The sequence below is a fragment of the Kocuria sp. KD4 genome (genome assembly GCF_011769905.1).
GTDB lineage: Bacteria > Actinomycetota > Actinomycetes > Actinomycetales > Micrococcaceae > Kocuria > Kocuria marina.
In genome coordinates this window covers 771,535-792,970 of record NZ_CP050449.1, presented here as the reverse complement: position 1 = coordinate 792,970, position 21,436 = coordinate 771,535, and the positions used below count along the sequence as shown (strand labels likewise).

The following is a 21,436-nucleotide window of genomic DNA, read 5'->3' as shown; positions in this document are numbered from 1 at the left end:
CGGCAGGATGCGAACCGTTCGCGGTGCGGGTCTTTACGCGACACGACGTGAGAAAAGGCGGCCCACTCCCGGGAGGAGTGGACCGCCGATTCCCGGCCACCCACCGAGGTGGGCGGGGTGGGACGCGTCAGGCGTCCTCGCCCTTGTGCTCGGCCACGAGCGTCTCCGTGGTGAGCACGAGCGCCGCGATGGACGCCGCGTTCTGCAGAGCGGAACGGGTGACCTTGACGGGGTCGATGATGCCCGCGGCGAGCAGGTCCTCGTACTCGTCCGTCAGGGCGTTGTAGCCGTTGCCGGGCTCGAGGTCCGCCACACGCGCCGCGACGACGTTGCCGTCCTGGCCCGCGTTCTCCGCGATCCAGCGCAGGGGCTGGGTCAGGGCGCGCCGCACGATGGTCACGGCCGTAGCCGCGTCCCCGGTCAGACCGAGGTCCGTGCCGTCGAGCGCCTTGGAGGCGTGGACCAGCGCGGAACCGCCGCCGGCCACGATGCCCTCCTCGAGGGCCGCGCGGGTCGAGGACACGGCGTCCTCGATGCGGTGCTTGCGTTCCTTCTGCTCGACCTCGGTCGCGGCACCGACCTTGATCACCGAGATGCCACCGGCCAGGCGCGCGAGGCGCTCCTGGAGTTTCTCACGGTCCCACTCGGAGTCCGTGCGGGCGATCTCCGCCTTGATCTCCGCCACACGCTCGGCCACGGCCTCCGAGGAGCCCGCACCGTCCACGAGCGTGGTCTGGTTCTTGGTCACGGTGATCCGGCGGGCGTTGCCCAGCTGGGACACGTCCACGCCCTCGAGCGAGATGCCGAGCTCGGGGGTGATCACGGTCGCATCCGTGAGCACGGCCAGGTCCTGCATGATCGCCTTGCGGCGGTCACCGAAACCGGGGGCCTTCAGGGCCACGACGTCGAGCGTGCCGCGCAGCTTGTTGACCACCAGGGTGGACAGGGCCTCGCCCTCGACGTCCTCGGCGATGATGGTCAGCGGCTTCTTGGCCTGCAGCACCTTCTCGAGCACGGGCATGAGGTCCTGGACCGAGGAGATCTTGCCCTGGAACAGCAGCACGAAGGTGTCGTCCAGGACGGCTTCCTGGCGCTCCGGGTCCGTGACGAAGGACGGGGACAGGTAGCCCTTGTCGAACTGCATGCCCTCGGTGACGTCCAGCTCCACCTCGGTGGAGGAACCGTCCTCGATGGTGATCACACCGTCCGTGCCCACGGTCTCGAAGGCGCGGGCGATCAGTTCGCCGATCTCCATGGACTGCGCGGAGATCGCGGCCACGTGGGCCACGTCCTTGCCCTCCACGGGGCGGGCGTTGTCGAGCAGACGCTGGGCCACGGTGGCCACGGCCGCTTCCACGCCGCGCTTGATGTCGCCCGGGGCCGCTCCGGCGGCCACGTTGCGCAGACCCTCCTTGACGATGGCCTGCGCGAGGACGGTCGCCGTGGTGGTGCCGTCACCGGCGACGTCGTTGGTCTTGGTGGCCACTTCCTTGGCCAGCTGGGCGCCGAGGTTCTCGTACGGATCCTCGAGCTCCACCTCACGGGCGATGGTCACGCCGTCGTTGGTGATGGTGGGTGCGCCCCACTTCTTGTCCAGGACCACGTTGCGCCCGCGGGGGCCCAGCGTGACCTTGACGGTGTCGGCCAGTCGGTTGACACCGGATTCGAGCGCTTTGCGAGCGGCGTCGTTGAACACCAACTGCTTGGGCATGTGTGCTCCTTACGAAACGAGAAGGGTGTGGAAATGACGGCGCGGTGCCCGCGTGGCCCGTTCTCGGGCGAACGTCCGGGCACCGCGCACAAAAGTCGTTGCGGGGATTACTTCTCGATGACGGCCAGCACGTCGCGCGCGGGGAGCACCAGGTACTCCTCGCCGTTGTACTTGACCTCGGTCCCGCCGTACTTGGAGAAGATGACCACGTCACCCTCCTTGACGTCCACGGGGATGCGGTTGCCCTTGTCGTCCACGCGGCCCGGGCCCACGGCCAGGACGGTGCCTTCCTGCGGCTTCTCCTTGGCGGTGTCCGGGATGACCAGACCGGAAGCGGTGGTCTGTTCAGCGGCCAGCGGCTGAACCACGATGCGATCCTCGAGAGGCTTGATGGAGACCGACACGATCTCTCCCTTTCTTCTAGGCGTGTGAGACGGTGTGCGAACGCGCCGTGTCATGGGGTCCCATGACCGCGTCCGCCACAGGCCAGTTGGCGTGCCAACCGTCGTCGCGGTGCCGATTGAGCGCCTGGCCTTTAGCACCCTCACCATGAGAGTGCTAATCATCACTGTAGGGAGACGGGCCGCACGCGGTCAAGGCGCGCCCGCCACGCTCGCCTCTGGGCGCAATCCGCGGGTACGACGCCGCTGTCCCCAGCCTCCCCGCGGCCGCGTCAGTAGTGGCCGGCGAGCCGTCCGAGCCGCGTCAGGAGTGGCCGGAGAGCCCTGCGTGCCGCGTCAGTAGTAGACCGCGAGCCGTCCGTGGGGACCGTCGTGGCACGTGACCGGGGTGTCGAACACGCGCGTGAGGGTCTCGTCCGTCATGATCTGCTCGGGTGGGCCGAACTCCACCACGCGACCGTCCTTCACGGCGCAGATCCAGTCCGAGTAGTGGCTCGCGAAGTTGATGTCGTGCAGCACGATCAGCACGGTGCGTCCGAGCTCGTCCGCGACGCGGCGCAAGTGATGCATCATGTGCACAGAGTGGCGCATGTCCAGGTTGTTCAGGGGCTCGTCCAGCAGGAGGTACTCGGTGTCCTGGCACAGCACCATGGCCACGTAGGCGCGCTGGCGCTGACCGCCCGAGAGCTGGTCCAGGTAGCGGTTCTGCAGGGGTCCCAGGTCGAAGAAGTCTATCGACTCGGAGATGATCCGCTCGTCGTCCCGGGTGATCCGCCCACGCGTGTAGGGGAAGCGACCCAGCGCCACGAGCTGGCGCACGGTGAGCCGCGCGGTGAAGTGGTTCTCCTGGCGCAGCGTGGAGACCACCTTGGCGAGTTCGCGCGGCGGCGTCCTGCTCACGTCGTGACCGCCGATCTCCACGGTGCCGGCCTCGGGACCCAACAGGTGACCCATCATGGTCAACAGCGTGGACTTCCCCGCGCCGTTGGGCCCCACGAGCGCGGTCACGCCACCGGCGGGGATCTGCAGATCCACCGGCCCGATCGCCATGTCCGTGCCGTACTCCTTGACCAGTCCGGTCAACTGGATCACAGTCTGCCCCTCCTCAGGATCACGAAGAGGAAGACACTGCCACCCACCAGCTCGATGATGATGGACACAGCGCCCTCCGCGTAGAAGACGTTCTTCAGGACGAAATAGGCCCCGGACAGCACCGCGAAACCGATCAGCGCGGCCATGGGGAACACATAGCGGTGGTCGTGGGTGTCCGCGAGCTGGTACGCCAGGATCGCCACGAGGAACCCCAGGAACGTCATGGGCCCGATCAGGGACGTGGAGACCGCCATCAGGATGGACACCCAGAACAGGGTGAGCAGCAGCCCCCGGCGGTGGTCCATGCCCAGGTTCGTGGCCACGTCCCGCCCCATGGCCATGACGTTGAGCGTGCGGGAGTGCGCGTACAGGGCCACCGTGGCCACCACGCACAGCGGCACGGCCAGCGGGAAGTACCCGGGATCCGCGTTGGCCACCGAGCCGAATAAGCGGGCGCTGAGCACGTCGAACTCGCTCGGTGAGAGCAAGCGCTGCATGAAGGTGGACACCGCGCCGAGCCCGCCGCCCAGGACGATGCCGATCAGCAGCATCACCTGCACGTTGGCGTACTTGCCCGAGAGCAACCAACCGTAGAGCCCCAGCGCGAACACGATCATGAGGCTCACCTGCAGGGCGTACTGCGGCAGCCCCTGCACCGCACTGACCCCCACCGCACCCAGGAAGTACACCGCCGAGGTCTGGATGAGCACGTACAGGGACTCGAAACCCATGATCGACGGCGTGATGATCCGGTTGTTCGCAGCGGTCTGGAACGCGACCGTGGCCATGGCTTGGCTCACCGCCACGATCAGGATCACCACCACGCTCGTGGCCCGGGACTCGGCGATCCGCCAGAACCCCGGGGTGCCGAACGGCAGGGGGTTGTCCCACGTGAGGATGCCCGCGCAGAACACGAGTCCCGCCGCGAGCAGGGACAGCGCGGTGATCCAGTAGCGGCGGCGGTGGGCCGGGGAGACGAAGGCCCCCGATCCAGTGCGCGCCCGGTCGTGGCGCAGCGCGGTCACCTCAGACATGGCGCCGGCTTCGCAGCAACAGGGCGATGAACACCGCAGCGCCCACGATGCCCAGGATCAGGGACACGGGGACCTCGAACGGCGCGATGATCGTGCGCCCGATCAGGTCGCACACCGTGACCAGGCCGATCCCGAGCAGGCACACCCAGGGCAGGTTGGAGCGCAGGTCGTCGCCCCGGAACAGGGACACCACGTTGGGCACGATCAACCCCAGGAACGGCAGGTTGCCCACGACCACCGTGACCACGCCGGTGGCCGCGGCCACGAGTCCGGTGCCGATCAGGATGATCCGGTTGTAGTTCAATCCCACGTTGGTCGCGATGTCCTCGCCGAGTCCCGCCACGGTGAGCCGGTCCGCGGTGATGACCACGAGCACCGCCACGAGTGCCACGACCCAGAGGGTCTCGTACTGGCCGCGCAGCACGGACGTGAAACTGCCGGCGAACCACACGCCCAGGTTCTGCAACCGGTCCGTGACGAGCGCCAGGTAGGTGGAGATCGACCCCACCACGGCCCCGAGCATGATCCCCACGATCGGCACGATCAGGGAGGAACGCAGCGTAACCCGGCGCAGGAACGCGAAGAACACCATGGTCCCCACGAACGCGGCCACGATCGCGCCGATCATCCGCGCGCTCAACCCGGCGTCCGGGGCCAGGATCATCATGAGCAACAACCCCAGCCCGGCCCACTCGGTGGTGCCCGTGGTCGTGGGTTCCACGAACCGGTTCTGGGTGAGCAACTGCATGACCAGCCCGGACATGGCCATCGCGGCACCGGCCAGGACCAGTGCCACCGTGCGGGGAATCCGGGTCAGACCCAGGAACTGCTCACCCTGGGCGTCCGAAAGGTCCGCGACCCCCGTGACCAGGGACAGCCAGAGCAGTCCCAGGACCACCAGCAGGGCGAGCCAGAACTTCCAGTCCCGGGCCACCCCCGTGCGGGTCGGACGTTGTGCAGTGGAGACCATCACGTGTGCTTCCTGGATCATGCCGAAGCCCCGCGGGAGGCTCCCGCGGGGCGTCGGTGGTCGTGCGGGGTGGGAGGGATCAGTTGCTCCGGCCTCCCAGTTTCTCCGCAATGTCGTCGAGGATCTCGGTGTAGGTCTGGATCCCCTCGTTCGTGTAGGTGTCCGCGGGCAGGTAGACCACGTTGCCGTTCTTCACCGCGGGAACGTCCTTGAGGGCCTCGGACTTCTCGATCACCTCGGACGCCGGGCTTGCACCCTCGGAGGTCTTCACGCCCGCGTCACGGTCCAGCACGATGAGCAGTTCCGGGCGGGACTGGGCGATGGCCTCCACGGAGATGTCGTCCCCCTGGTGGTTGTCGGAGCCCTCGACCTTCAGCGCGGGCTGCAGCCCCACCATGTCGAACAGCGGGCCGATCGTACGTCCCTTGCTCGGTGCCACGTACCCGATGTCACCACCGGAGACGATCACGCCCATCGTGGACTGGCCGTCGTAGGCGTCCTTGGCGCGCTGGGCGGCCTGGTCGAGCCCGTCGGTGAGTCGGCGGGCTTCCTCCTGCTTGCCGAAGACCTCGCCCAGGGCCGTGGTCTGGCGCTTGAGTTCCTCGTCCAGCGGCTGATCGTCGCGCGGATCCAGTTCCAGCATGGCGGCGTCCGGGACGAGCTTTTTGATGTCGTCGTAGTACTGCGTGAAGCGCTGCCCGTTGATCACGAGGTCCGGGTCCACCCCGGCGATCGCCTCGAGATTCGGTTCGCGGTGCGAACCCAGGTCCACCACGGCATCGTCGTTCGCATAGGAGATGCCGTTCGGGATCAGCTGCTTGGGGGCGGCCTTGAGCTGTACGCCCCAGTCCGCGAGCGTCTCGAACACCCGGTTGTCGGTGGCCACCACGGACTGCGGCGGTGCGGGAACGGTCTGCTCGCCCTTGTTGTCCGTGACGGTCACGGTTGCCGAGGACGCCTGGGTGTCGGAGGCGTTCTGGGCGTTGGCACCGCATCCCACGAGGGCCAGTGCCGCCACGGCACTCAGCGCCACACCGGGGATCAATCGGTTCATGGACATGGATCTTCTCGCAATCTCGCGGGGTCGTCTGTTACGGGCGGCCAGCCACTAGGTGAGCCTAACCTAATTAGGGATGCGGATCGTAATGTAAATGGTTCTGTGACGGGCGTCGCGGCCCGCGCGTTCGCCGCGGCTTCCCCGCGCCGTGATGTGATGGACGCGTGAACGCCTCCACCGCCCCCGACGACGCCGAGACCCGCAGCCTCGCCCAGCTGCTGACCCCGCGGGGGATGCGGCTGCTGGATTCGCTGGGCCCCTACGACCCGGACGCCACGCTCTCGCTCTCCCAGTCCCTGCGAGCACAGGGCCATGACCCGGAGCTCGTGGCCGCGGTCCTCACCCAGTCCCGGTTGCGCGCCAAGGCCCACGCCAAGTTCGGGGACTTCGCCCGTCATATGGTCTTCACGCGAGACGGTGTGGAGCAGGCCACCCGGTGGTCGGTGGCCGCCCTGCACGCCCAGCGGTTCGCGCAAGCGGGGATCGAGCACGTGGTGGACCTGGGATGTGGGATCGGCGCGGACTCGCTGGCCCTGGCCGCGCTCGAGCGCACGGTCACCGCGGTCGAGCGGGACCCGGTCACCGCGGCCGTGGCGACCGTCAACCTCACGGGATGGCCGCGCGCTCGCGTCGTGTGCGCGGACGCGCAGTCCTTGGACCTGGACGCCCTTGAGTCCTGTCCCGCGCAGGGCGTGTGGCTGGACCCCGCGCGCCGGGTCTCGGGTCACGGCCGCACGCGGCGGTTGTTCGACCCGGAGGCCTTCTCCCCTCCCCTGTCCTTCGTCACGGACCTCGCGGATCGGGGGCTCGCCGTGGGCGCCAAGCTCGGTCCCGGCATCCCCCACGAGTACGTCCCGCGCGCCGCGGAGGCCCAATGGATCTCACAGCACGGTGACGTCGTGGAGGTCGCATTGTGGTTTAACGCCGTGCGCCGCCCGGACGTCGCGCGCGCCGCCCTGGTCCTCGGACACGACGGCGCACCCCGCCTTCCCAGCGCCGCCGACGACACGCTCGTGCCGGGTGACGACGCGCCGGGTGCCGGGGACGGCCGGAGCGGTGACGCATCCCGGGACGGTGCCGCGGCGTCGTCGGCGGCCGAACTGACCTCCGCGACGTGGGAGTCGCCCGCGGCGGAAGGGGATCTGCTGGGCGCGGTGGGGCAGTACTTCTACGAGCCCGACGGCGCAGTGATCCGCGCGGGGCTCGTGACCGATCTCGCGCAGCGCATCGGAGCGCGGCTGATCCATCCCGCGATCGCGTACCTGAGCTCGGACACGCTCGTGCACACCCCGCTCGCCACCGCGTACGAGGTGCGCGAGGTGCTGCCCCACACCGTGAAGACCCTCAAGAAGTGGGTGCGGGAGCAGGACGTGGGGACCCTGGAGATCAAGAAACGCGGCACGGACGTGACCCCCGAGCAACTGCGTAAGCAACTTGCACCCCGGGGTTCGCAGCGAGCGACCCTGGTCATGACGCGACTCGAGCAGGCGGGGAAGGAACGGCGCGTGGTGCTCGCCGTAAACCTCGTACACTGATACCCCTGTGTTCGGACCGCGCGCGACACCCCGGTGGTCGGCAACGACGTCCCGGTTCAGGTCACGACCGCCGATCCCGGTGCACCCATGAGAGGACCACGCCGTGCAGATTGATTTCCACAGCTCCGAACGTTCCACCCTGGGTGTGGAGTGGGAGGTCGCCCTGGTCGAGCGCGAGAGCGGCGAGCTCGCCCCGCGCGGCCAGGAGGTCCTCGATGCCCTCGTGGCGCAGCACCCGCAGTTCGGTGAGGAGGGGGACCACCCCCATGTCACGGGCGAGTTCCTGCAGAACACCGTGGAGATGGTGACCGGTGTGTGCGACACCGTGGGCGAGGCCGTGGACCAGCTCGCGGACACCCAGGACCGGATCCGGGAAATCACGGATCCTCGGTCCCTCGAGATCTTCGGCGCGGGGACCCACCCGTTCTCCCAGTGGGCGGACCAGCCCGTGGTGGACAAGGAACGCTACTTCAAGGTCCTGGACCGCGCGCAGTACTGGGGGCGGCAGATGGTGATCTTCGGGGCCCACGTGCACGTGGGCATCGACCACCGGGACAAGGCCCTGCCCGTCCTGGAGGGCCTGCTCAACTACTACCCCCACCTGCTCGCGCTGTCCGCGAACTCGCCGTACTGGTGCGGCCAGGACACGGGGTACGCGTCCCACCGGGCACTGATCTTCCAGCAGCTGTCCACGGCGGGGCTGCCCTTCCACTTCGACACGTGGGGCGAGTACGAGTCCTACGTCAACGACCTCATCGAGACCGGCGTGATCGAGGAGATCTCCGAGAACCGCTGGGACATCCGCCCCGTCCCCCGCTTCGGGACCGTGGAGATGCGCGTGTGCGACGGTCCCTCGACCCTGCGGGAGGTGGGGGCGATCGCCGCACTGACGCAGTGCCTGGTGGAGTCCTTCTCCCGTTCCCTCAACGACGGCGGGACGATCCCCGTGATGCCCCCGTGGCACCACCAGGAGAACAAGTGGCGCGCCGCGCGCTACGGTCTCGAGGCCGTCGTGATCCGGGACACCCGCAACCGCGAGCGCCTGGTCACGGAGGACCTTGCGGATCTGCTCACCGATCTGGAACCCCTCGCGGACGAGCTCGGCTGCGCCCGCGAGCTCGCGCACGTGGAGACCATGATGAGCGGGGCCCTGGGCTATCAGCGCCAACGGCGCGTGGCCCGGGAGAACGGCGGGGACCTGCGCGCCGTGGTCATGGACATCGTGGAGCGCAACCGCTCGGAACGCTGATCCGGATACGGCCCGGCAGGACTACGCCGCCGGCATCGACACCGTGGACACCGGCAGGCCGGGGTCCGCGGTGAACGAGATCCCGGTGGGCTGACGGCCCTGCGCCACCAGTCGGGAGCCCAGGGCCGCGACCATCGCCCCGTTGTCGGTGCACAGGGACAGCGGCGGGATCACCACGGGAATCCCGTGCTCACCGCACCGCGCGGTCACGACCTCCCGCAACCGGGAATTGGCGGCCACGCCCCCGCCCATGAGAAGCGTGGTGATCCCGTGTTCGGTGCACGCCAGCACGGTCTTGCGCGCGATCACGTCCACGACCGACTCCTGGAAGCTTGCGGCCACGTCCGCCACGGGGACGGGTTGATCGGCGGCGTCGAACGCTTCGACCACGCGAGCCACGGCCGTCTTCAAGCCGGAGAAGGACATGTCGTAACGGTGCGGACCGGGATTCTCGGCCGACCCCATGTACTTGCCCGCCGTCAGCCCCCGGGGGAACGCGAAAGCCGTCGGGTCGCCGTCCTTCGCGGCCTTGTCGATCGCTGGCCCACCGGGGTAGGAGAGGCCGAGCAGGCGGGCGACCTTGTCGTAGGCCTCGCCGGCGGCGTCGTCGATCGTGGCGCCCAGTAGCCGCACGTCGCTCGTGATGTCGGGGACGGCCAGGATCTCGGTGTGGCCCCCGGAGACGAGCAGCGCGCCCAGGCCGTCGGGCAGCTCACCGCGGTCGTCGAGCAGACCCACCCCCACGTGGGCCACGAGGTGGTTGATCGCGTACAGGGGTTTGCCCGTGGCCACCGCGAGTGCCTTGGCCGCCGCGACCCCTACCATGAGCGCCCCGGCGAGCCCGGGCCCGGAGGTCACGGCGATCGCGTCGAGCTGGTCCAGGGTCACACCGGCGTCGTCGAGCGCAGCACGCACCGCGGGGACGAACGCCTCGAGGTGCGCGCGCGAGGCGATCTCGGGGATCACCCCGCCGAAGCGCACGTGTTCGGCCATGGACGAGGACACCGTGTTGGTGAGCAGCTCGGTGCCCCGCACGATCCCGATACCCGTCTCGTCGCACGAGGACTCGATGCCCATGACGAGCGGTTCAGCGGTGTTCATGAATGGTCCTTCCGTCCGCGCTGCGGGTGGGCTCCTTCGCGGGAACCAGTTCGCAGCGCATGATCAGCGCGTCGTGGCCGGGCCCGTAGTAGTGCGCCCGGGTGTGGATGTGGTGATAGCCGAAGTGGCGGTACAGCTCTTGTGCCCGCGGATTGTCCGCCCGCACCTCGAGCATCATCTCGGTGGCGCCGCTGCGAATCGCGGCCTCGTGCAGCACGCGCAGCAGGGCACTGCCCAGGCCCTTGCCCTCGTGGTCCTTCGCGACCGCGATGGTCTGCACATCCGCGACCGGCGGGATGCTCATCATCCCCGCGTAGCCCACGATCTCCCGGTCCCGGGTGAGCACCCAGTACTGCCGTGTGGGGTGGGTCAGTTCCTCGTGGAACATGTGCCGGGGCCAGGCGTCCTCGGGGAACAGGACAGCCTCCAGCGCGTACACGTCCTCGAGGTCCCCAGGTTGCATGGGGCGCAGCGCGTAGCCCGCCGGTAACGACGACGCCGCTCCCACCGCAGCCGCGTGCCCTCCCGTCATGGGGTGGCCCGTCACCGGGTGGCCCGCTTGGGGGATGCGGGCACCTTGGCGTCGGAATCGCGCAGGTACAGGGGGGACGTGTCGGTGCTCAGTTCCTGACCGCGGCTCGTGATCGCCCACGCCGCCCGGGCGAGATCCGCGGCGGAGGGGTGCAGGTCCGAGAATCCCGGGACCGCGTGCGACAACCGATCGGGGTAGAGCCCCGCACCGGAGCCGTAGCACGGCAGCGCGGGAACGTCCTCCGGGGGGCCAACCCGGGGATCGCCCAGCGGGGTGATCACGGGTCCGAGCTCGTCCTCGTGCACCCGGTAGTCGCGGCGGTAGAGCTCCTTGCGGCGCGCATCGGTGACCACCACGAACTCCGCATGACCCGCGGCGAGCGCCTCCGGGGCCACGTGGAACGCCGCCGCGTCCAGGGAACACACCCCATGGACAGGCAAGGCCCAGGCAAAGCCCAAAGTGCGACCGGTCACAAGTCCCGCGCGCAGACCCGTGAACGGTCCGGGACCGGTGCCCACGAGAACGGCGTCCAGGTCGGTGCCGGTAAGGCCCGCCTCCGCCATGAGGTCGTGCACGGCGGGAGCCAGGGCCTCGGCGTGGGATCGGGTGTCGACGGTGTCGAACCTGCTCAAGACCTCACCGTCCCGGGACAGTGCCACGGACGCAATCGACGAGGAATCCAGACTCAGCACAAGCACCCGAACAGTCTAAGCCCGGCCCCGCGACCGCTCCGGGCCCCGGCGACCGCCCGCCGCCATCACTCCGGGCTCCGGCCGCCCCTCGCCCCGGCACTGCGTGGCGAGGTCACAACTGGAGGGGGTCCGCCCAACGGGGTCCGTAGCCGCGCACGATCACCGCGCGCGGTTCATCGCTGAGTTGCTCCGCGGATTTCCACTCGTCGTTGAGGGCGCGGATCACGTCCGCCGCGGAGGGGGAATCGCCCTCTCCGTCGGAACCTGATCCGCCGGAGAGCACCGCCCCACTGAGATCCGCGGGGTCCTCACCGTCCGTGGTCCCCACGGTGGACTCCGCACCCGTCGCGTCCGACACCGGATCCGCCGAGCCGGGCCCGTCCTGCGTACCCCGTGCCCGGACGATGTCGATCACCAACCGGGAATCGCTGAGGTGTTCCACCTTGCCGGTCCCCCACTCCACGACGGTCACGCACGTGTCCACGGTGTCCTCGAGGTCGATGTCGTCCACGTCCGCCGCGGAGTCCAAGCGATAGGCGTCCACGTGCACGAGATCGGGTCCGCCCGGGTGGGGCCCGTCCGGATCGTTGGGGTGCACGCGGCTCAACACGAACGTGGGGGAAATGATCCCGTCGCGCACCCCGAGGCCCCGGCCGAGCCCCTGGGTGAACGTGGTCTTTCCGGCGCCGAGGTCACCGTTGAGCATGACCAGGTCCCCGGCCCGCAGGTGCTCGGCCACCCGCTCGGCGAGCACCCGGGTGTCATGAGCGGTGTCGGGATGCCGAGTCACGGTCCAGGCGGCACTGTCCGCCGCGCTCCCGGCTGTTCCGACGCCGTCGGCATCGGGAGCGTTCACGTACTCCCGGGGTACGCGCGGCGAGATCCTCGTGACGATCTCGTAGTTGATCGTCCCCGCGGCATCCGCCCACCGCGTGGCGGACGGGTCCTCCCCCGCCCCGAACAGCACGGCCTCGTCCCCCACGCGCACGGGCGGTTCCGCCGCGGACGAGTCCACTCCGGGCGGTTCCGATCCGGACGACGACGCCGCGGGCTCCCCGCCCCGCGACAGGTCCACGACGCACTGGTCCATCGCGATCCGCCCCACCACGGGGTACACCCGGTCCCCGATCCGCACGGGGGCGCCCGTGGCTACCCGGGGAACGCCGTCGGCGTAGCCCAGCGGGATCAGCGCAAGGTGCGTGGGCCCGGTGGTGCGGTACGCGAAACCGTACGAGACCCCGTGGCCCGCGGGCACGGCTTTGACGTTGGCCACACGGGTCCGCAGGGTCATGGCCGGGCGCAGGCCGAAGTCCTCGGGGGTGCGATCCGCGAACGGGCTCAGCCCGTACAGGCCCAGCCCCACCCGCACGGCGTCGCGGAGCATGAGATCGGGGTCCGCCATGTCCTGTGCCCCGAATAATCCGGGGGTGTTGGCCGCGTGGATCAGGGTGGGGTCCAGGCCCGCGTCGCGCCCGATCCGCACCGCATCGCTGAGTGCGTGCAATTGCGCAACGGTCTCGGCCTCGCGCTGCGGTTCGTCCGCGACGGCGAGATGCGTGAAGATCCCTTCCACGCTCAGCAGACCGGCGTTCTGAGCGGCCACCACGCGCTCGACGAACCCGGGCCACTCCTCCACCGTGGCACCGTTGCGGCCGAGCCCGGAATCGAGCTTCAGGTGCACCGTGGCCGGGGTGCCCGTGTCGCGGGCGGCGGCCAGAACGGCGTCGAGCTCCCACCCGTTGAGACCCAGGCGGACGTCGCGTCGCAGCGCCTGTTCGAAGTCCGTGGCAGGGGTGTGCAGCCACGCGAGCACGGGGGCGGTGATGCCCGCGTCGCGCAGGGCCACCGCCTCGGAGGCGTGCGCCGTGCCGAGCATATGGGCGCCGGCGGCGAGCACCGCGCGCGCCACCGGAACCGCCCCGTGGCCGTACGCATCTGCCTTGACCACGGCGATCAGCGTGCGCCCCCGGGCGAGTTCCGCGAGGCGCCGCACGTTGTGTTGCACGGCGGAGAGGTCCACCACCGCGCTGCGTTCGATGGGTTGCCGGGGCTGTCGGTCTGTCATCGCACTCACCATTCCATTGTGCCCTGCGCCGCCGGCACGCCCGGCCCCGCCCGAGTCACGCGCACTCGTTCCCGGGCGGGCGGTCCCGGTACGCCGCCCCAGTAGGCTGGTCGCGTGTCCTCTCCCGATCGGCCCCGTGTCCTGCTGCTGAGCATGCACACGTCCCCCGTGGACCAGCCCGGGACCGGGGACGCCGGTGGCATGAACGTGTACGTGTGGCACCTAGCCCACGCGCTCGCCCACGCGGGGTGGGCCGTGGACATGGCCACCCTCGATCGCGATCCGTCCCATTCCCCCGGCATTCGCACGACGGACCTCGCCCCGGCCGTGCGGCTGCTCACCGTGGCGCTCGCGGGCGCCGCAGAGGTCCCCAAGGAGGGCCTGCCCCGGTTCGCTCGTGCCTTCGGCGAGGCCCTCGCACAGCATTACGCCGACGACGCCGCGCCCGTCGTGCACGCCCACTACTGGCTCTCCGGCGTGGCCGGGCTCCACGTGGCCAGCTTCCTCCGGGCTCCCCTCGTCCTGACCCTGCACACCTCCGCCGCCGCCAAGAACCTGCGCGCCGGATCGGACGAGTCCCCCGAACCGGCCGAGCGGGAGGCCGCCGAACGAGAACTGATCGCCCACGCCTGCCGCACCGTGGTGAACACCCCCGCGGAACAGCGGCAGGTCGTGGAGCTGTACGGCGCGGATCCGGCGAGCGTGGTCGTCATCCCGCCCGGGGTGGACCCCGAGGTCTTCCACCCGCCGGTCCCGGACGAACGGGACGAGTTACGGAACGGGCCCTTCACCGTCCTGTCCGCGGGACGCATGCAGCCCCTCAAGGGACAGCAGATCCTGGTCCGCGCGCTCGGAGAGTTGCACCGCAGTCACCCTGACGTTCCCGTTCGCTTGATCCTGGCCGGTGTGGGCTCCCCCGGCTTCCTGGCCCACCTACGCGAGCTGGCGGACGCGGGGGGCGTGGCGAGCGCCGTCGAATTCCGCGGCTCCCTGCCCCGCGAGGACCTCGCCCGACTCATGGGCCGGGTGGACGCGGTGGCCGTGGCGTCGTCGTCGGAGACGTTCGGGCTCGTGGCGGTCGAGGCCCAGGCGTGCGGGACGCCCATCCTGGCCACGGACGTGGACGGATTGCGCTACGCCGTGCGCGACGGTGAGACCGGCCGGCTCGTCCCGGACCGCGAGCCCGCGAGCTGGGCGGACGCACTGTACCGCGCGGCCCGGGACCCGGGCGCGTGGCGAGCAATGTCACACGCCGCTCGGCTGCGAGCGCGCGAACTGACGTGGGACGACGTCGCCGCGCAGCACGCTGCGGCCTACCTCGCCTGTGCGGCGCGCGAGCACGACGCCTAAACTTTCCCGTGTGACCACCGCGTACCTGAGCCGTGATTCCCTTGCCCGATACCTGGACCGCTCCCGGATCACCGGGGCCGTCGCGACCCCCCGTGAAGCCAACCTCCGCAACATCCAGGGTTTCCTGGACGGAGACCAGCACCAGCACATGGGTGTCGAGCGCATCAGGGACTGGGATTTCGACTCCGTCTTCGAGCTCATGCGCGACCGCGTGGGGATCAACGACGACCCCGAGTACGCCGAGGGCCAGGACTCCATTTCCGCGCAGCTGTGCGTGGCCGGACTCGACCGCTACGCCGAGCTGTTCAGCCGTGCGGTGCAGGGCCGCAAGCGGTTGTTGTTCGCGACCGGCCATCCCTCCGGTCTCGCGCCCGTGTACGCCCGGCTCGCGCGGGTGGCACGCAAGTCCGGGGCGCGCGTGCTGCGCTTCGACGAGGCCCTGCCGTTCGAGGACGGGGACGTCCGCCAGATCGAGGACGTCGTGATGGTCGAGCAGTACGGCGGCCTGCGCCACACCCACTTCCCCGAGCCCATGCAGCTGGTCCTCGATCACCTGCGGGACCAGGGCCGCGAGGCGCCGGACCTCGTGATCGCCGATCACGGGATGGCCGGGTACGCGGGCTCGCGGGCGGGGCTGTCCACCATCGCGATGGGTGACTGCAACGACCCCGGGATCTTCGTCGCTGAGGCCCAGGGGCAGGTGGAGGTCGTGGTCCCGCTGGACGACAACGTCCCCCCGCACCTCTACGACCCCGTGGTGGACTACATCATTTCCCGTGCGGGGCTCGCGGGGCAGGAACGCGGCTGAGGTCGGCGATCCCGTCCAGCCACTCGCACGCCTGCCGCGCGGGCGGTCGGCCCTCGGCGGCGTCGTGCCGACCCGCGTCCCCGAACCGGGACGCGCCCGCTGCCGCGAGGGTCTCGTCCAGCACGACGACGCCGCGCGCGAACGTCTCCCCGTACGTGCGGTCCCCAAGGCCGAACGCCGCGTAGCGCACGCCGCTCAGATCCGCGGCTCCTTCGGCCACTGCCGTCGCGAAGGCCCGCGCGGACGTGGGCAGTTCGCCGTCCCCGTACGTGGAACACACCACGACGTGCGGGTGGGAGGTGTCCAGAGCGGCGGGGTACGTTCCTGGGCGTGGGGGCGGAGCTGAGTCGGGAGGGACTACCCGTGGTGTGCCGCCCGGTGTCCCCGGGGAGCGAACGGGAATCGGTGGTGCTGGCCTGGCCGCGGGATGTGACCATGCCCCGGCGGGTCCGGGCGGTCGCGGACCTGGCGCGCGCGTCCGCCGAGGGCTCGGCGGTCTTCCGCTGAACCGCGCGAGGGCCGGGCCGTACGCCCGCCCCCAGGGACCCGGGCCGCCGCACCCGCGGGCCCGGGCCAGCGGCAGGACGCGCGCCCCCGGACGCGACCGAGGGCCGCCCGGTACGTGCCGGGCGGCCCTCGCGGCGTCGTCGTGCGGTGCTACGGGACGATCAGCGCTCGACCTCGCCGCGGATGAACTTCTCCACGTTCTCGCGGGCGGTGTCGTCGTCGAACTGCTCGGGCGGGGACTTCATGAAGTAGGAGGACGCCGAGGTCAGCGGTCCCCCGATGCCGCGGTCCAGGCCAATCTTCGCAGCGCGGATCGCGTCGATGATCACACCGGCGGAGTTGGGCGAGTCCCACACCTCGAGCTTGTACTCGAGCGAGATCGGGGCGTTGCCGAAGCCGTGGCCCTCGAGGCGGACGAAGGCGAACTTGCGGTCGTCAAGCCACCCCACGTAGTCCGAGGGTCCGATGTGCACGTCCTTGGCCCGCATCTCGTGCGGCACGTTGGACGTCACGGCCTGGGTCTTGGAGATCTTCTTGGACTCGAGCCGCGAGCGCTCGAGCATGTTCTTGAAGTCCATGTTCCCGCCCACGTTGAGCTGGTACGTGCGGTCCAGGACGTAGCCGCGGTCCTCGAGCAGCTTGGCCAGCACGCGGTGGGTGATGGTCGCGCCCACTTGGGACTTGATGTCATCGCCCACGATCGGCACGCCGGCGTCCGTGAACTTCTGCGCCCACTCGTCGGTCCCGGCAATGAACACGGGCAGGGCATTGACGAACGCCACACCGGCGTCGATCGCGGCCTGCGCGTAGTAGCGGTCGGCCTCCTCGGAACCCACCGGCAGGTAGGAGACGAGCACGTCCACCTCGCGCTCGCGCAGCACCTGCGCGACGTCCACGGGCTCGGCGTCCGATTCCGTGATGGTCTCGCGGTAGTACTGGCCCAGCCCGTCCAGGGTGGGTCCGCGCTGCACGTTCACGTCCAGGTTGGGGACCTTTGCGATCTCCATGGTGTTGTTCTCGGAGGCCAGGATCGCCTGGGAGAGGTCCAAGCCCACCTTGGCCGCGTCCACGTCGAACGCGGCCACGAACTGCACGTCCCCCACGTGGTAGTCACCGAAGCGCACGTGCATGAGCCCGGGCACGGTCTCGGAGGGGTCTGCGTCCCGGTAGAAGTGGACGCCCTGGATGAGCGATGTGGCGCAGTTGCCCACACCGGCAATGGCCACTCGGATGGGATTTTCGGACACGGTTCTCCTCAGCTCGGGTGATGACGGCCACGCGCACCTCGCGCGTTCGTGCGTGGGCACCGCATCCCGCCGTGCCACGCCGCACGCAACCGACTCCACAGTCTAGCCACGCGCTCGGACGTGCCTCACCCGGGCACCGCGATGACGACGGCGCCGCTGCCGCCCTCGCGCTGCACGGTCACCCGGCCAGGACGACCTCCACGAGCAACAACACCGCGACCAGCAAGAACACGACCCCGGCCACAATCTCGACCTCGGCTGAGCGTGTTTGGAACCGCCGCGCCAAGGCGGGGACGGAACCGAACCACGCGACGGCCAGGAACCACGCCAAGCCCACGGCCATGAGCAGCGCCAGGGCGATCAGTCCCTCCCACCACAGGATGTCCGCGGGAACCACGGTCGCGAACAGGGCGATGAAGAAGACGATCGCCTTGGCATTGGCCAGGTTGGTGATCGTCCCCTGGAGCAGGGCCTTGCCCGATGTGAGGTTGCGGGTCCCGAGCAGACCTCCGGCCTTCGAGAACGCGGGACCCCCGATTGTGCCCGCGGATGCGGCGGGGCTCGCGGCGACGTCGGGGTCCACTGGTCCGCTGAATCCGGCCGAACCGCCGGGGCCGTCCTGCCCGTCGGTGCAGACCCGCGCGGCGAGGCCCGCTCGTGCCTCGGGATCCGAGGTCTCCGCGTGACCCGTTCCACCGCGATTCAGCGCGCGCGTGGCCAGCCCGGCGCGCAGGGATCCGTAGCCCATGCGCGCCAGGAACAGGGCACCGGCGATCTGGATCACAAGTTTGAGCACATGATTGCTGTTGATCACCAGCGTCACGCCCGTGAGCGAGAGCGTGATCCACATGAGGTTGCCGACCATCACCCCCGCCGCCGTGAGCATGGCCTTGCCACGTGTGGTGAGGAACGCATTGCGCAGAATCACCAGGACGTCCGGACCCGGGGAGATGATCCCCGCGATCCACAGTCCCAGCAGCGCGGCGTACTGCGCCGCGGTCATACGTGCTTGGACTCGGTGGCCGCCCCCCAGATGTTGATGTCCGCGTCCGAGACCAGCTCGTCGATCCGCTGCAGTTCATCGTCGGAGAAGTCCAAGTTCTGCACGGCGCGGGCGGAATCGGCGATCTGCTCGGGCGAAGACGCGCCCACGAGCGCCGTCGTGACCTGACCTTCGGCCTGCGGACGCAGCACCCACGCGATCGCCATCTGGGCCAGCGTCTGCCCGCGCTCCCGGGCCATCGCGTTCAGTTCCCGGATCTGCTCCAGGGTGTTCTCGCTCAACCAGTCCGGGTTGAGTGACTTCCCGGCAGCCGCACGGGAGTCCTCGGGGACGCCGTTCAGGTACTTGTCGGTGAGCATGCCCTGGGCCAACGGGGAGAAGCTGATGGAGCCCATGCCCGCTTCCGTGAGGGCGCCCAGCAGGTTCTTCCCGTCCGCGCGCTCGTCCGGCTGTTCGATCCAGCGGTTGAGCATCGAGTACGAGGGCTGATGGATGAGCAGCGGCGTGCCCAGCTCCCGCATGATCCCCTGCGCGGCAAGCGTGAGGTCCGCGCTGTAGGACGAGATCCCCACGTAGCTCGCGCGGCCCGAGCGCACGATGTGGTCCAGCGCGCCCATCGTCTCCTCGAGGGGCGTCTCCGGGTCCGGGCGGTGGTGGTAGAAGATGTCCACGCGGTCCAGACCCATGCGTTCGAGCGACTGGTCGATGGAATCGAGCAGGTACTTGCGCGAACCGCCCACACCGCCGTACGGGCCGGGCCACATCTGCCACCCCGCCTTCGTGGAGATCACGAGTTCCTGGCGGTACCGTGCGAAGTCCTCCCGCAGGATGCGTCCGAAGTTCAGCTCCGCGGAGCCCGCGGGCGGGCCGTAGTTGTTGGCCAGGTCGAAGTGCGTGATCCCCAGGTCGAACGCCCGGCGCAGCGTGGCCCGCATGGTCGCGAGCGGGGTGTCATCGCCGAAGTTATGCCACAACCCCAGGGACAGCGCGGGCAGCTTCAGCCCGGAGTTGCCCACCCGCCGGTACGGCATGGTCTCGTAGCGGTCCTCGGCCGCGGTCCACACGGTGTTCTCACCAAAAGTCAGCATGGGGTCCAGTGTGCCACCTTGCGGGTGGGGCTGACTCGAAGCAGGTAACGGTCACGTCTCGGGCCCGGTGCAGCAGCCCGCACGACGGCGCCGCGGCGGGGCCCGCGCGGGCCCCCATGGAATCCCGCCGCACACACCGACGCCGCGCAGAACGACGCCACACGCATAGCTACACGCGCAGCACCACCGCCGTCTCCGGCGCGAGCCGCACCGCGCCCGGCGTCGTCGTCATGTCAGGGTCCGTGCCACTCGCGAAGAGCACCCGCGGGGCGTCACCGCCCATGAGCGGCAGCTCGCGTTCGGAGTCCGAGAGGTTCACGGCCACGACCACGCCGTGTTCGGACTCCGGCTCGCTCATCCGCTTGAGCACGAACCACTGCTCGGAGTCGCTCGCCTGGGTGGCCACGGTGGCCCAGTTCTGATCGGTGAGCTCCGGGGTGTCGTGGCGCAGCGCGATCAGCTCTCGGTAGGCGTCCAGGATGCGCTGGTGCTCACCCTCGTGCACCTCGCCCCAGTCGAGCTTGGAACGTTCGAACGTCTGCGGGTCCTGGGGATCCGGGACGGTCGCGTGATCCCAGGCCATCGCGGCGAATTCCGCCTTGCGGCCCGTGGCCACGGCCTCCCCCAGTTCGGGTTCGGGGTGGGCCGTGAAGAACTGCCACGGCGTGCTGGCCCCGAACTCCTCGCCCATGAACAGCATGGGCGTGTAGGGCTGGGTGAGCAGCCACGTGGCGGCCGCGATCGCCCGGTCCACACTCATGCCGTGGTTCATCCGGTCCCCGGCCGCGCGGTTGCCCACCTGGTCGTGGTTCTGCAGGAACGTCACGAACTGCCACGGCCGCTGCTCGGCAGGATCGATCTCGCGGCCGTGCGAGCGGCCACGGAACGTGGAGTACGTCCCGTTGTGGAAGTACGCCGTGTGCATGGTCTTCTCCAGGGCGTGCAGGGATGCGAAGTCCCCGTAGTACCCGTGGGTCTCCCCGGTGAACGCCACGTGCGCGGCGTGGTGGACGTCGTCGAGCCACTGCGCGTCCATGCCCAGACCGTGCCCCTCCGTACCCGCGATCATGCGGGGATCGTTGAGGTCGGATTCCGCGATGGCCACGAGCTCCTTGCCCGTGCGCTCGGACTCCGCCGCGATGCGCTGGGCGATCTGCTCCAGGATGTGCGTGGCGCGGGAATCGGCGAGCGCATGCACGGCATCCAGGCGGAACCCGTCCACGTGGTACTCGCGCAGCCACATGGTGATGTTGTCCAGGATGTACTCGCGCACCCCGTCCGAACCCCACCCGTCCAGGTTGATCAGGTCCCCCCAGCTGGAGGCCCCGGGCTTGAAGTACTCCGCGAAGAGCGGCAGGTAGTTCCCGCTGGGTCCCAGGTGGTTGTAGACCACGTCCTGGATCACGGCGATGCCCTTGGTGTGGCACGCGTCCACGAACCGCTGATAGGCCTCGGGCCCACCGTAGGACTCATCCACGGTGTACCAGGCGACGCCGTCGTAGCCCCAGTTGTGGTCCCCGTTGAACCCATTGACGGGCAACAGTTCCACGGCGTCCACGCCGAGGTCCACGAGGTGGTCCAACTTGCCGATCGCCGCATCGAGCGTGCCCTCCGGGGTGAACGTCCCGGGGTGCAGTTCATAGAGCACCGAGTCCCGCAGCGGACGCGGCCGCCACGCGGCGTCGTGCCATTCGAAGGCGTCCGGGTCGAACGTGCAGGACAAATCGTGCACACCTTGCGGCTGGCGGCGTGAGCGCGGGTCTGGAAGCACCTCGGACACCGAAGTGCGTTCCTTGTCCGTGCCCTCGTCGAAGACCTTGGTCAGCAGGTAGCCGTAGCGCACGGTGCCCCGGGGGACGTCGGCGTCGTCGGGCAGCGTCCACCAGCCGGGGCGATCGGCCAGGCCCTGCATGGGGTGGTCCACACCGTCGATGCGGACGGTGACCTTGCGGGCGTGGGGTGCCCACACGTCGAAACGATGGTCCTGGGTCATG

At 69.7% G+C, this 21,436-nt stretch carries 20 protein-coding genes; 5 read left to right on the top strand and 15 right to left on the bottom strand.

Going from position 1 to position 21,436, the window contains the following annotated elements; translation table 11 throughout:
* Positions 1-127: 127 nt before the first annotated feature.
* The 6 genes from groL to HBK84_RS03635 form a co-directional block, all read right to left on the bottom strand.
* The gene (gene groL / locus HBK84_RS03660) at positions 128-1,711 is read right to left on the bottom strand and encodes a chaperonin GroEL (protein ID WP_035959431.1); all 1,584 of its coding nucleotides are present in this window, start codon (positions 1,709-1,711) and stop codon (positions 128-130) included.
* 107 nt (positions 1,712-1,818) lie between these two features.
* Entirely contained in the window at positions 1,819-2,115 is a 297-nt protein-coding gene (gene groES / locus HBK84_RS03655) for a co-chaperone GroES (protein ID WP_035959438.1), read from the bottom strand.
* Between the two features lie 333 nt (positions 2,116-2,448).
* Positions 2,449-3,204 (bottom strand): ABC transporter ATP-binding protein, encoded by a 756-nt coding sequence (locus HBK84_RS03650; protein ID WP_035959444.1) that lies wholly within the window; start codon positions 3,202-3,204, stop codon positions 2,449-2,451.
* Positions 3,201-4,238 (bottom strand): iron chelate uptake ABC transporter family permease subunit, encoded by a 1,038-nt coding sequence (locus HBK84_RS03645; RefSeq protein WP_167318204.1) that lies wholly within the window; start codon positions 4,236-4,238, stop codon positions 3,201-3,203. The genes HBK84_RS03650 and HBK84_RS03645 overlap by 4 nt, the downstream gene beginning before the upstream one ends.
* A complete protein-coding gene (locus tag HBK84_RS03640) occupies positions 4,231-5,208 on the bottom strand; it encodes an ABC transporter permease (protein WP_085106481.1) in 978 nt (325 codons plus the stop codon). The genes HBK84_RS03645 and HBK84_RS03640 overlap by 8 nt, the downstream gene beginning before the upstream one ends.
* A gap of 79 nt (positions 5,209-5,287) precedes the next feature.
* A complete protein-coding gene (locus HBK84_RS03635; RefSeq protein ID WP_167318203.1) occupies positions 5,288-6,268 on the bottom strand; it encodes a siderophore ABC transporter substrate-binding protein in 981 nt (326 codons plus the stop codon).
* 161 nt (positions 6,269-6,429) lie between these two features.
* Here HBK84_RS03635 and HBK84_RS03630 point away from each other — a divergent pair, with 161 nt between their 5' ends.
* Both HBK84_RS03630 and HBK84_RS03625 read left to right on the top strand, forming a co-directional pair.
* A complete protein-coding gene (locus HBK84_RS03630; RefSeq protein WP_240919087.1) occupies positions 6,430-7,800 on the top strand; it encodes a class I SAM-dependent methyltransferase in 1,371 nt (456 codons plus the stop codon).
* Between the two features lie 103 nt (positions 7,801-7,903).
* Complete coding sequence (locus HBK84_RS03625; RefSeq protein ID WP_167318202.1) at positions 7,904-9,049, top strand: glutamate--cysteine ligase; 1,146 nt, start codon at positions 7,904-7,906, stop codon at positions 9,047-9,049.
* Positions 9,050-9,070: 21 nt separating this feature from the next.
* Here HBK84_RS03625 and tsaD read toward each other — a convergent pair whose 3' ends face one another.
* The 4 genes from tsaD to alr form a co-directional block, all read right to left on the bottom strand.
* A complete protein-coding gene (gene tsaD, locus HBK84_RS03620; RefSeq protein ID WP_098054353.1) occupies positions 9,071-10,150 on the bottom strand; it encodes a tRNA (adenosine(37)-N6)-threonylcarbamoyltransferase complex transferase subunit TsaD in 1,080 nt (359 codons plus the stop codon).
* Positions 10,137-10,682 (bottom strand): ribosomal protein S18-alanine N-acetyltransferase, encoded by a 546-nt coding sequence (gene rimI, locus HBK84_RS03615; protein ID WP_064847356.1) that lies wholly within the window; start codon positions 10,680-10,682, stop codon positions 10,137-10,139. The genes tsaD and rimI overlap by 14 nt, the downstream gene beginning before the upstream one ends.
* 11 nt (positions 10,683-10,693) lie before the next feature.
* Complete coding sequence (gene tsaB / locus HBK84_RS03610; protein ID WP_035959476.1) at positions 10,694-11,380, bottom strand: tRNA (adenosine(37)-N6)-threonylcarbamoyltransferase complex dimerization subunit type 1 TsaB; 687 nt, start codon at positions 11,378-11,380, stop codon at positions 10,694-10,696.
* 106 nt (positions 11,381-11,486) lie between these two features.
* Positions 11,487-13,439 carry an alanine racemase gene (gene alr, locus HBK84_RS03605; protein ID WP_167318201.1) on the bottom strand — a complete coding sequence of 651 codons (1,953 nt, stop codon included), beginning with the start codon at positions 13,437-13,439 and terminating at the stop codon, positions 11,487-11,489.
* A 114-nt stretch (positions 13,440-13,553) separates the two neighbouring features.
* Between alr and HBK84_RS03600 the strand changes: the two genes are divergently transcribed.
* Both HBK84_RS03600 and HBK84_RS03595 read left to right on the top strand, forming a co-directional pair.
* Positions 13,554-14,789, top strand: a complete 1,236-nt coding sequence (locus tag HBK84_RS03600) for a glycosyltransferase (RefSeq protein WP_240919086.1) — start codon at positions 13,554-13,556, stop codon at positions 14,787-14,789.
* 10 nt (positions 14,790-14,799) lie between these two features.
* The gene (locus HBK84_RS03595) at positions 14,800-15,597 is read left to right on the top strand and encodes a phosphatase (RefSeq protein ID WP_131332487.1); all 798 of its coding nucleotides are present in this window, start codon (positions 14,800-14,802) and stop codon (positions 15,595-15,597) included.
* On the opposite strand, the gene HBK84_RS12805 is transcribed toward HBK84_RS03595, so the two are convergent.
* On the bottom strand, positions 15,557-15,904 hold the full coding sequence (locus tag HBK84_RS12805) for a flavodoxin domain-containing protein (RefSeq protein ID WP_370520629.1): 348 nt from the start codon (positions 15,902-15,904) through the stop codon (positions 15,557-15,559). The genes HBK84_RS03595 and HBK84_RS12805 overlap by 41 nt on opposite strands.
* Before the next feature lie 23 nt (positions 15,905-15,927).
* On the opposite strand from HBK84_RS12805, the gene HBK84_RS12800 reads away from it, so the two are divergent.
* A complete protein-coding gene (locus HBK84_RS12800) occupies positions 15,928-16,104 on the top strand; it encodes a hypothetical protein (RefSeq protein ID WP_240919084.1) in 177 nt (58 codons plus the stop codon).
* Positions 16,105-16,265: 161 nt separating this feature from the next.
* Here the strand turns inward: HBK84_RS12800 and HBK84_RS03585 are convergent, their stop codons facing one another.
* The 4 genes from HBK84_RS03585 to treZ form a co-directional block, all read right to left on the bottom strand.
* Entirely contained in the window at positions 16,266-17,351 is a 1,086-nt protein-coding gene (locus HBK84_RS03585; protein WP_064847334.1) for an inositol-3-phosphate synthase, read from the bottom strand.
* Positions 17,352-17,529: 178 nt separating this feature from the next.
* A complete protein-coding gene (locus tag HBK84_RS03580; protein ID WP_167318200.1) occupies positions 17,530-18,354 on the bottom strand; it encodes a LysE family translocator in 825 nt (274 codons plus the stop codon).
* Complete coding sequence (gene mgrA, locus HBK84_RS03575; RefSeq protein WP_167318199.1) at positions 18,351-19,442, bottom strand: L-glyceraldehyde 3-phosphate reductase; 1,092 nt, start codon at positions 19,440-19,442, stop codon at positions 18,351-18,353. The genes HBK84_RS03580 and mgrA overlap by 4 nt, the downstream gene beginning before the upstream one ends.
* 169 nt (positions 19,443-19,611) lie before the next feature.
* Complete coding sequence (gene treZ / locus HBK84_RS03570; protein WP_167318198.1) at positions 19,612-21,435, bottom strand: malto-oligosyltrehalose trehalohydrolase; 1,824 nt, start codon at positions 21,433-21,435, stop codon at positions 19,612-19,614.
* Between the last annotated feature and the right edge of the window lies 1 nt (position 21,436).

Bases quoted from the DNA above. Each gene is read 5' to 3' on its own strand.
- HBK84_RS03635 (WP_167318203.1), bottom strand. From the start codon at position 6,268: ATGTCCATGAACCGATTGATCCCCGGTGTGGCGCTGAGTGCCGTGGCG.
- alr (WP_167318201.1), bottom strand. From the start codon at position 13,439: ATGACAGACCGACAGCCCCGGCAACCCATCGAACGCAGCGCGGTGGTG.
- groL (WP_035959431.1), bottom strand. From the start codon at position 1,711: ATGCCCAAGCAGTTGGTGTTCAACGACGCCGCTCGCAAAGCGCTCGAA.
- mgrA (WP_167318199.1), bottom strand. From the start codon at position 19,442: ATGCTGACTTTTGGTGAGAACACCGTGTGGACCGCGGCCGAGGACCGC.
- treZ (WP_167318198.1), bottom strand. From the start codon at position 21,435: ATGACCCAGGACCATCGTTTCGACGTGTGGGCACCCCACGCCCGCAAG.
- rimI (WP_064847356.1), bottom strand. From the start codon at position 10,682: ATGACGGGAGGGCACGCGGCTGCGGTGGGAGCGGCGTCGTCGTTACCG.
- HBK84_RS03580 (WP_167318200.1), bottom strand. From the start codon at position 18,354: ATGACCGCGGCGCAGTACGCCGCGCTGCTGGGACTGTGGATCGCGGGG.
- HBK84_RS03645 (WP_167318204.1), bottom strand. From the start codon at position 4,238: ATGTCTGAGGTGACCGCGCTGCGCCACGACCGGGCGCGCACTGGATCG.
- tsaD (WP_098054353.1), bottom strand. From the start codon at position 10,150: ATGAACACCGCTGAACCGCTCGTCATGGGCATCGAGTCCTCGTGCGAC.
- HBK84_RS03640 (WP_085106481.1), bottom strand. From the start codon at position 5,208: ATGGTCTCCACTGCACAACGTCCGACCCGCACGGGGGTGGCCCGGGAC.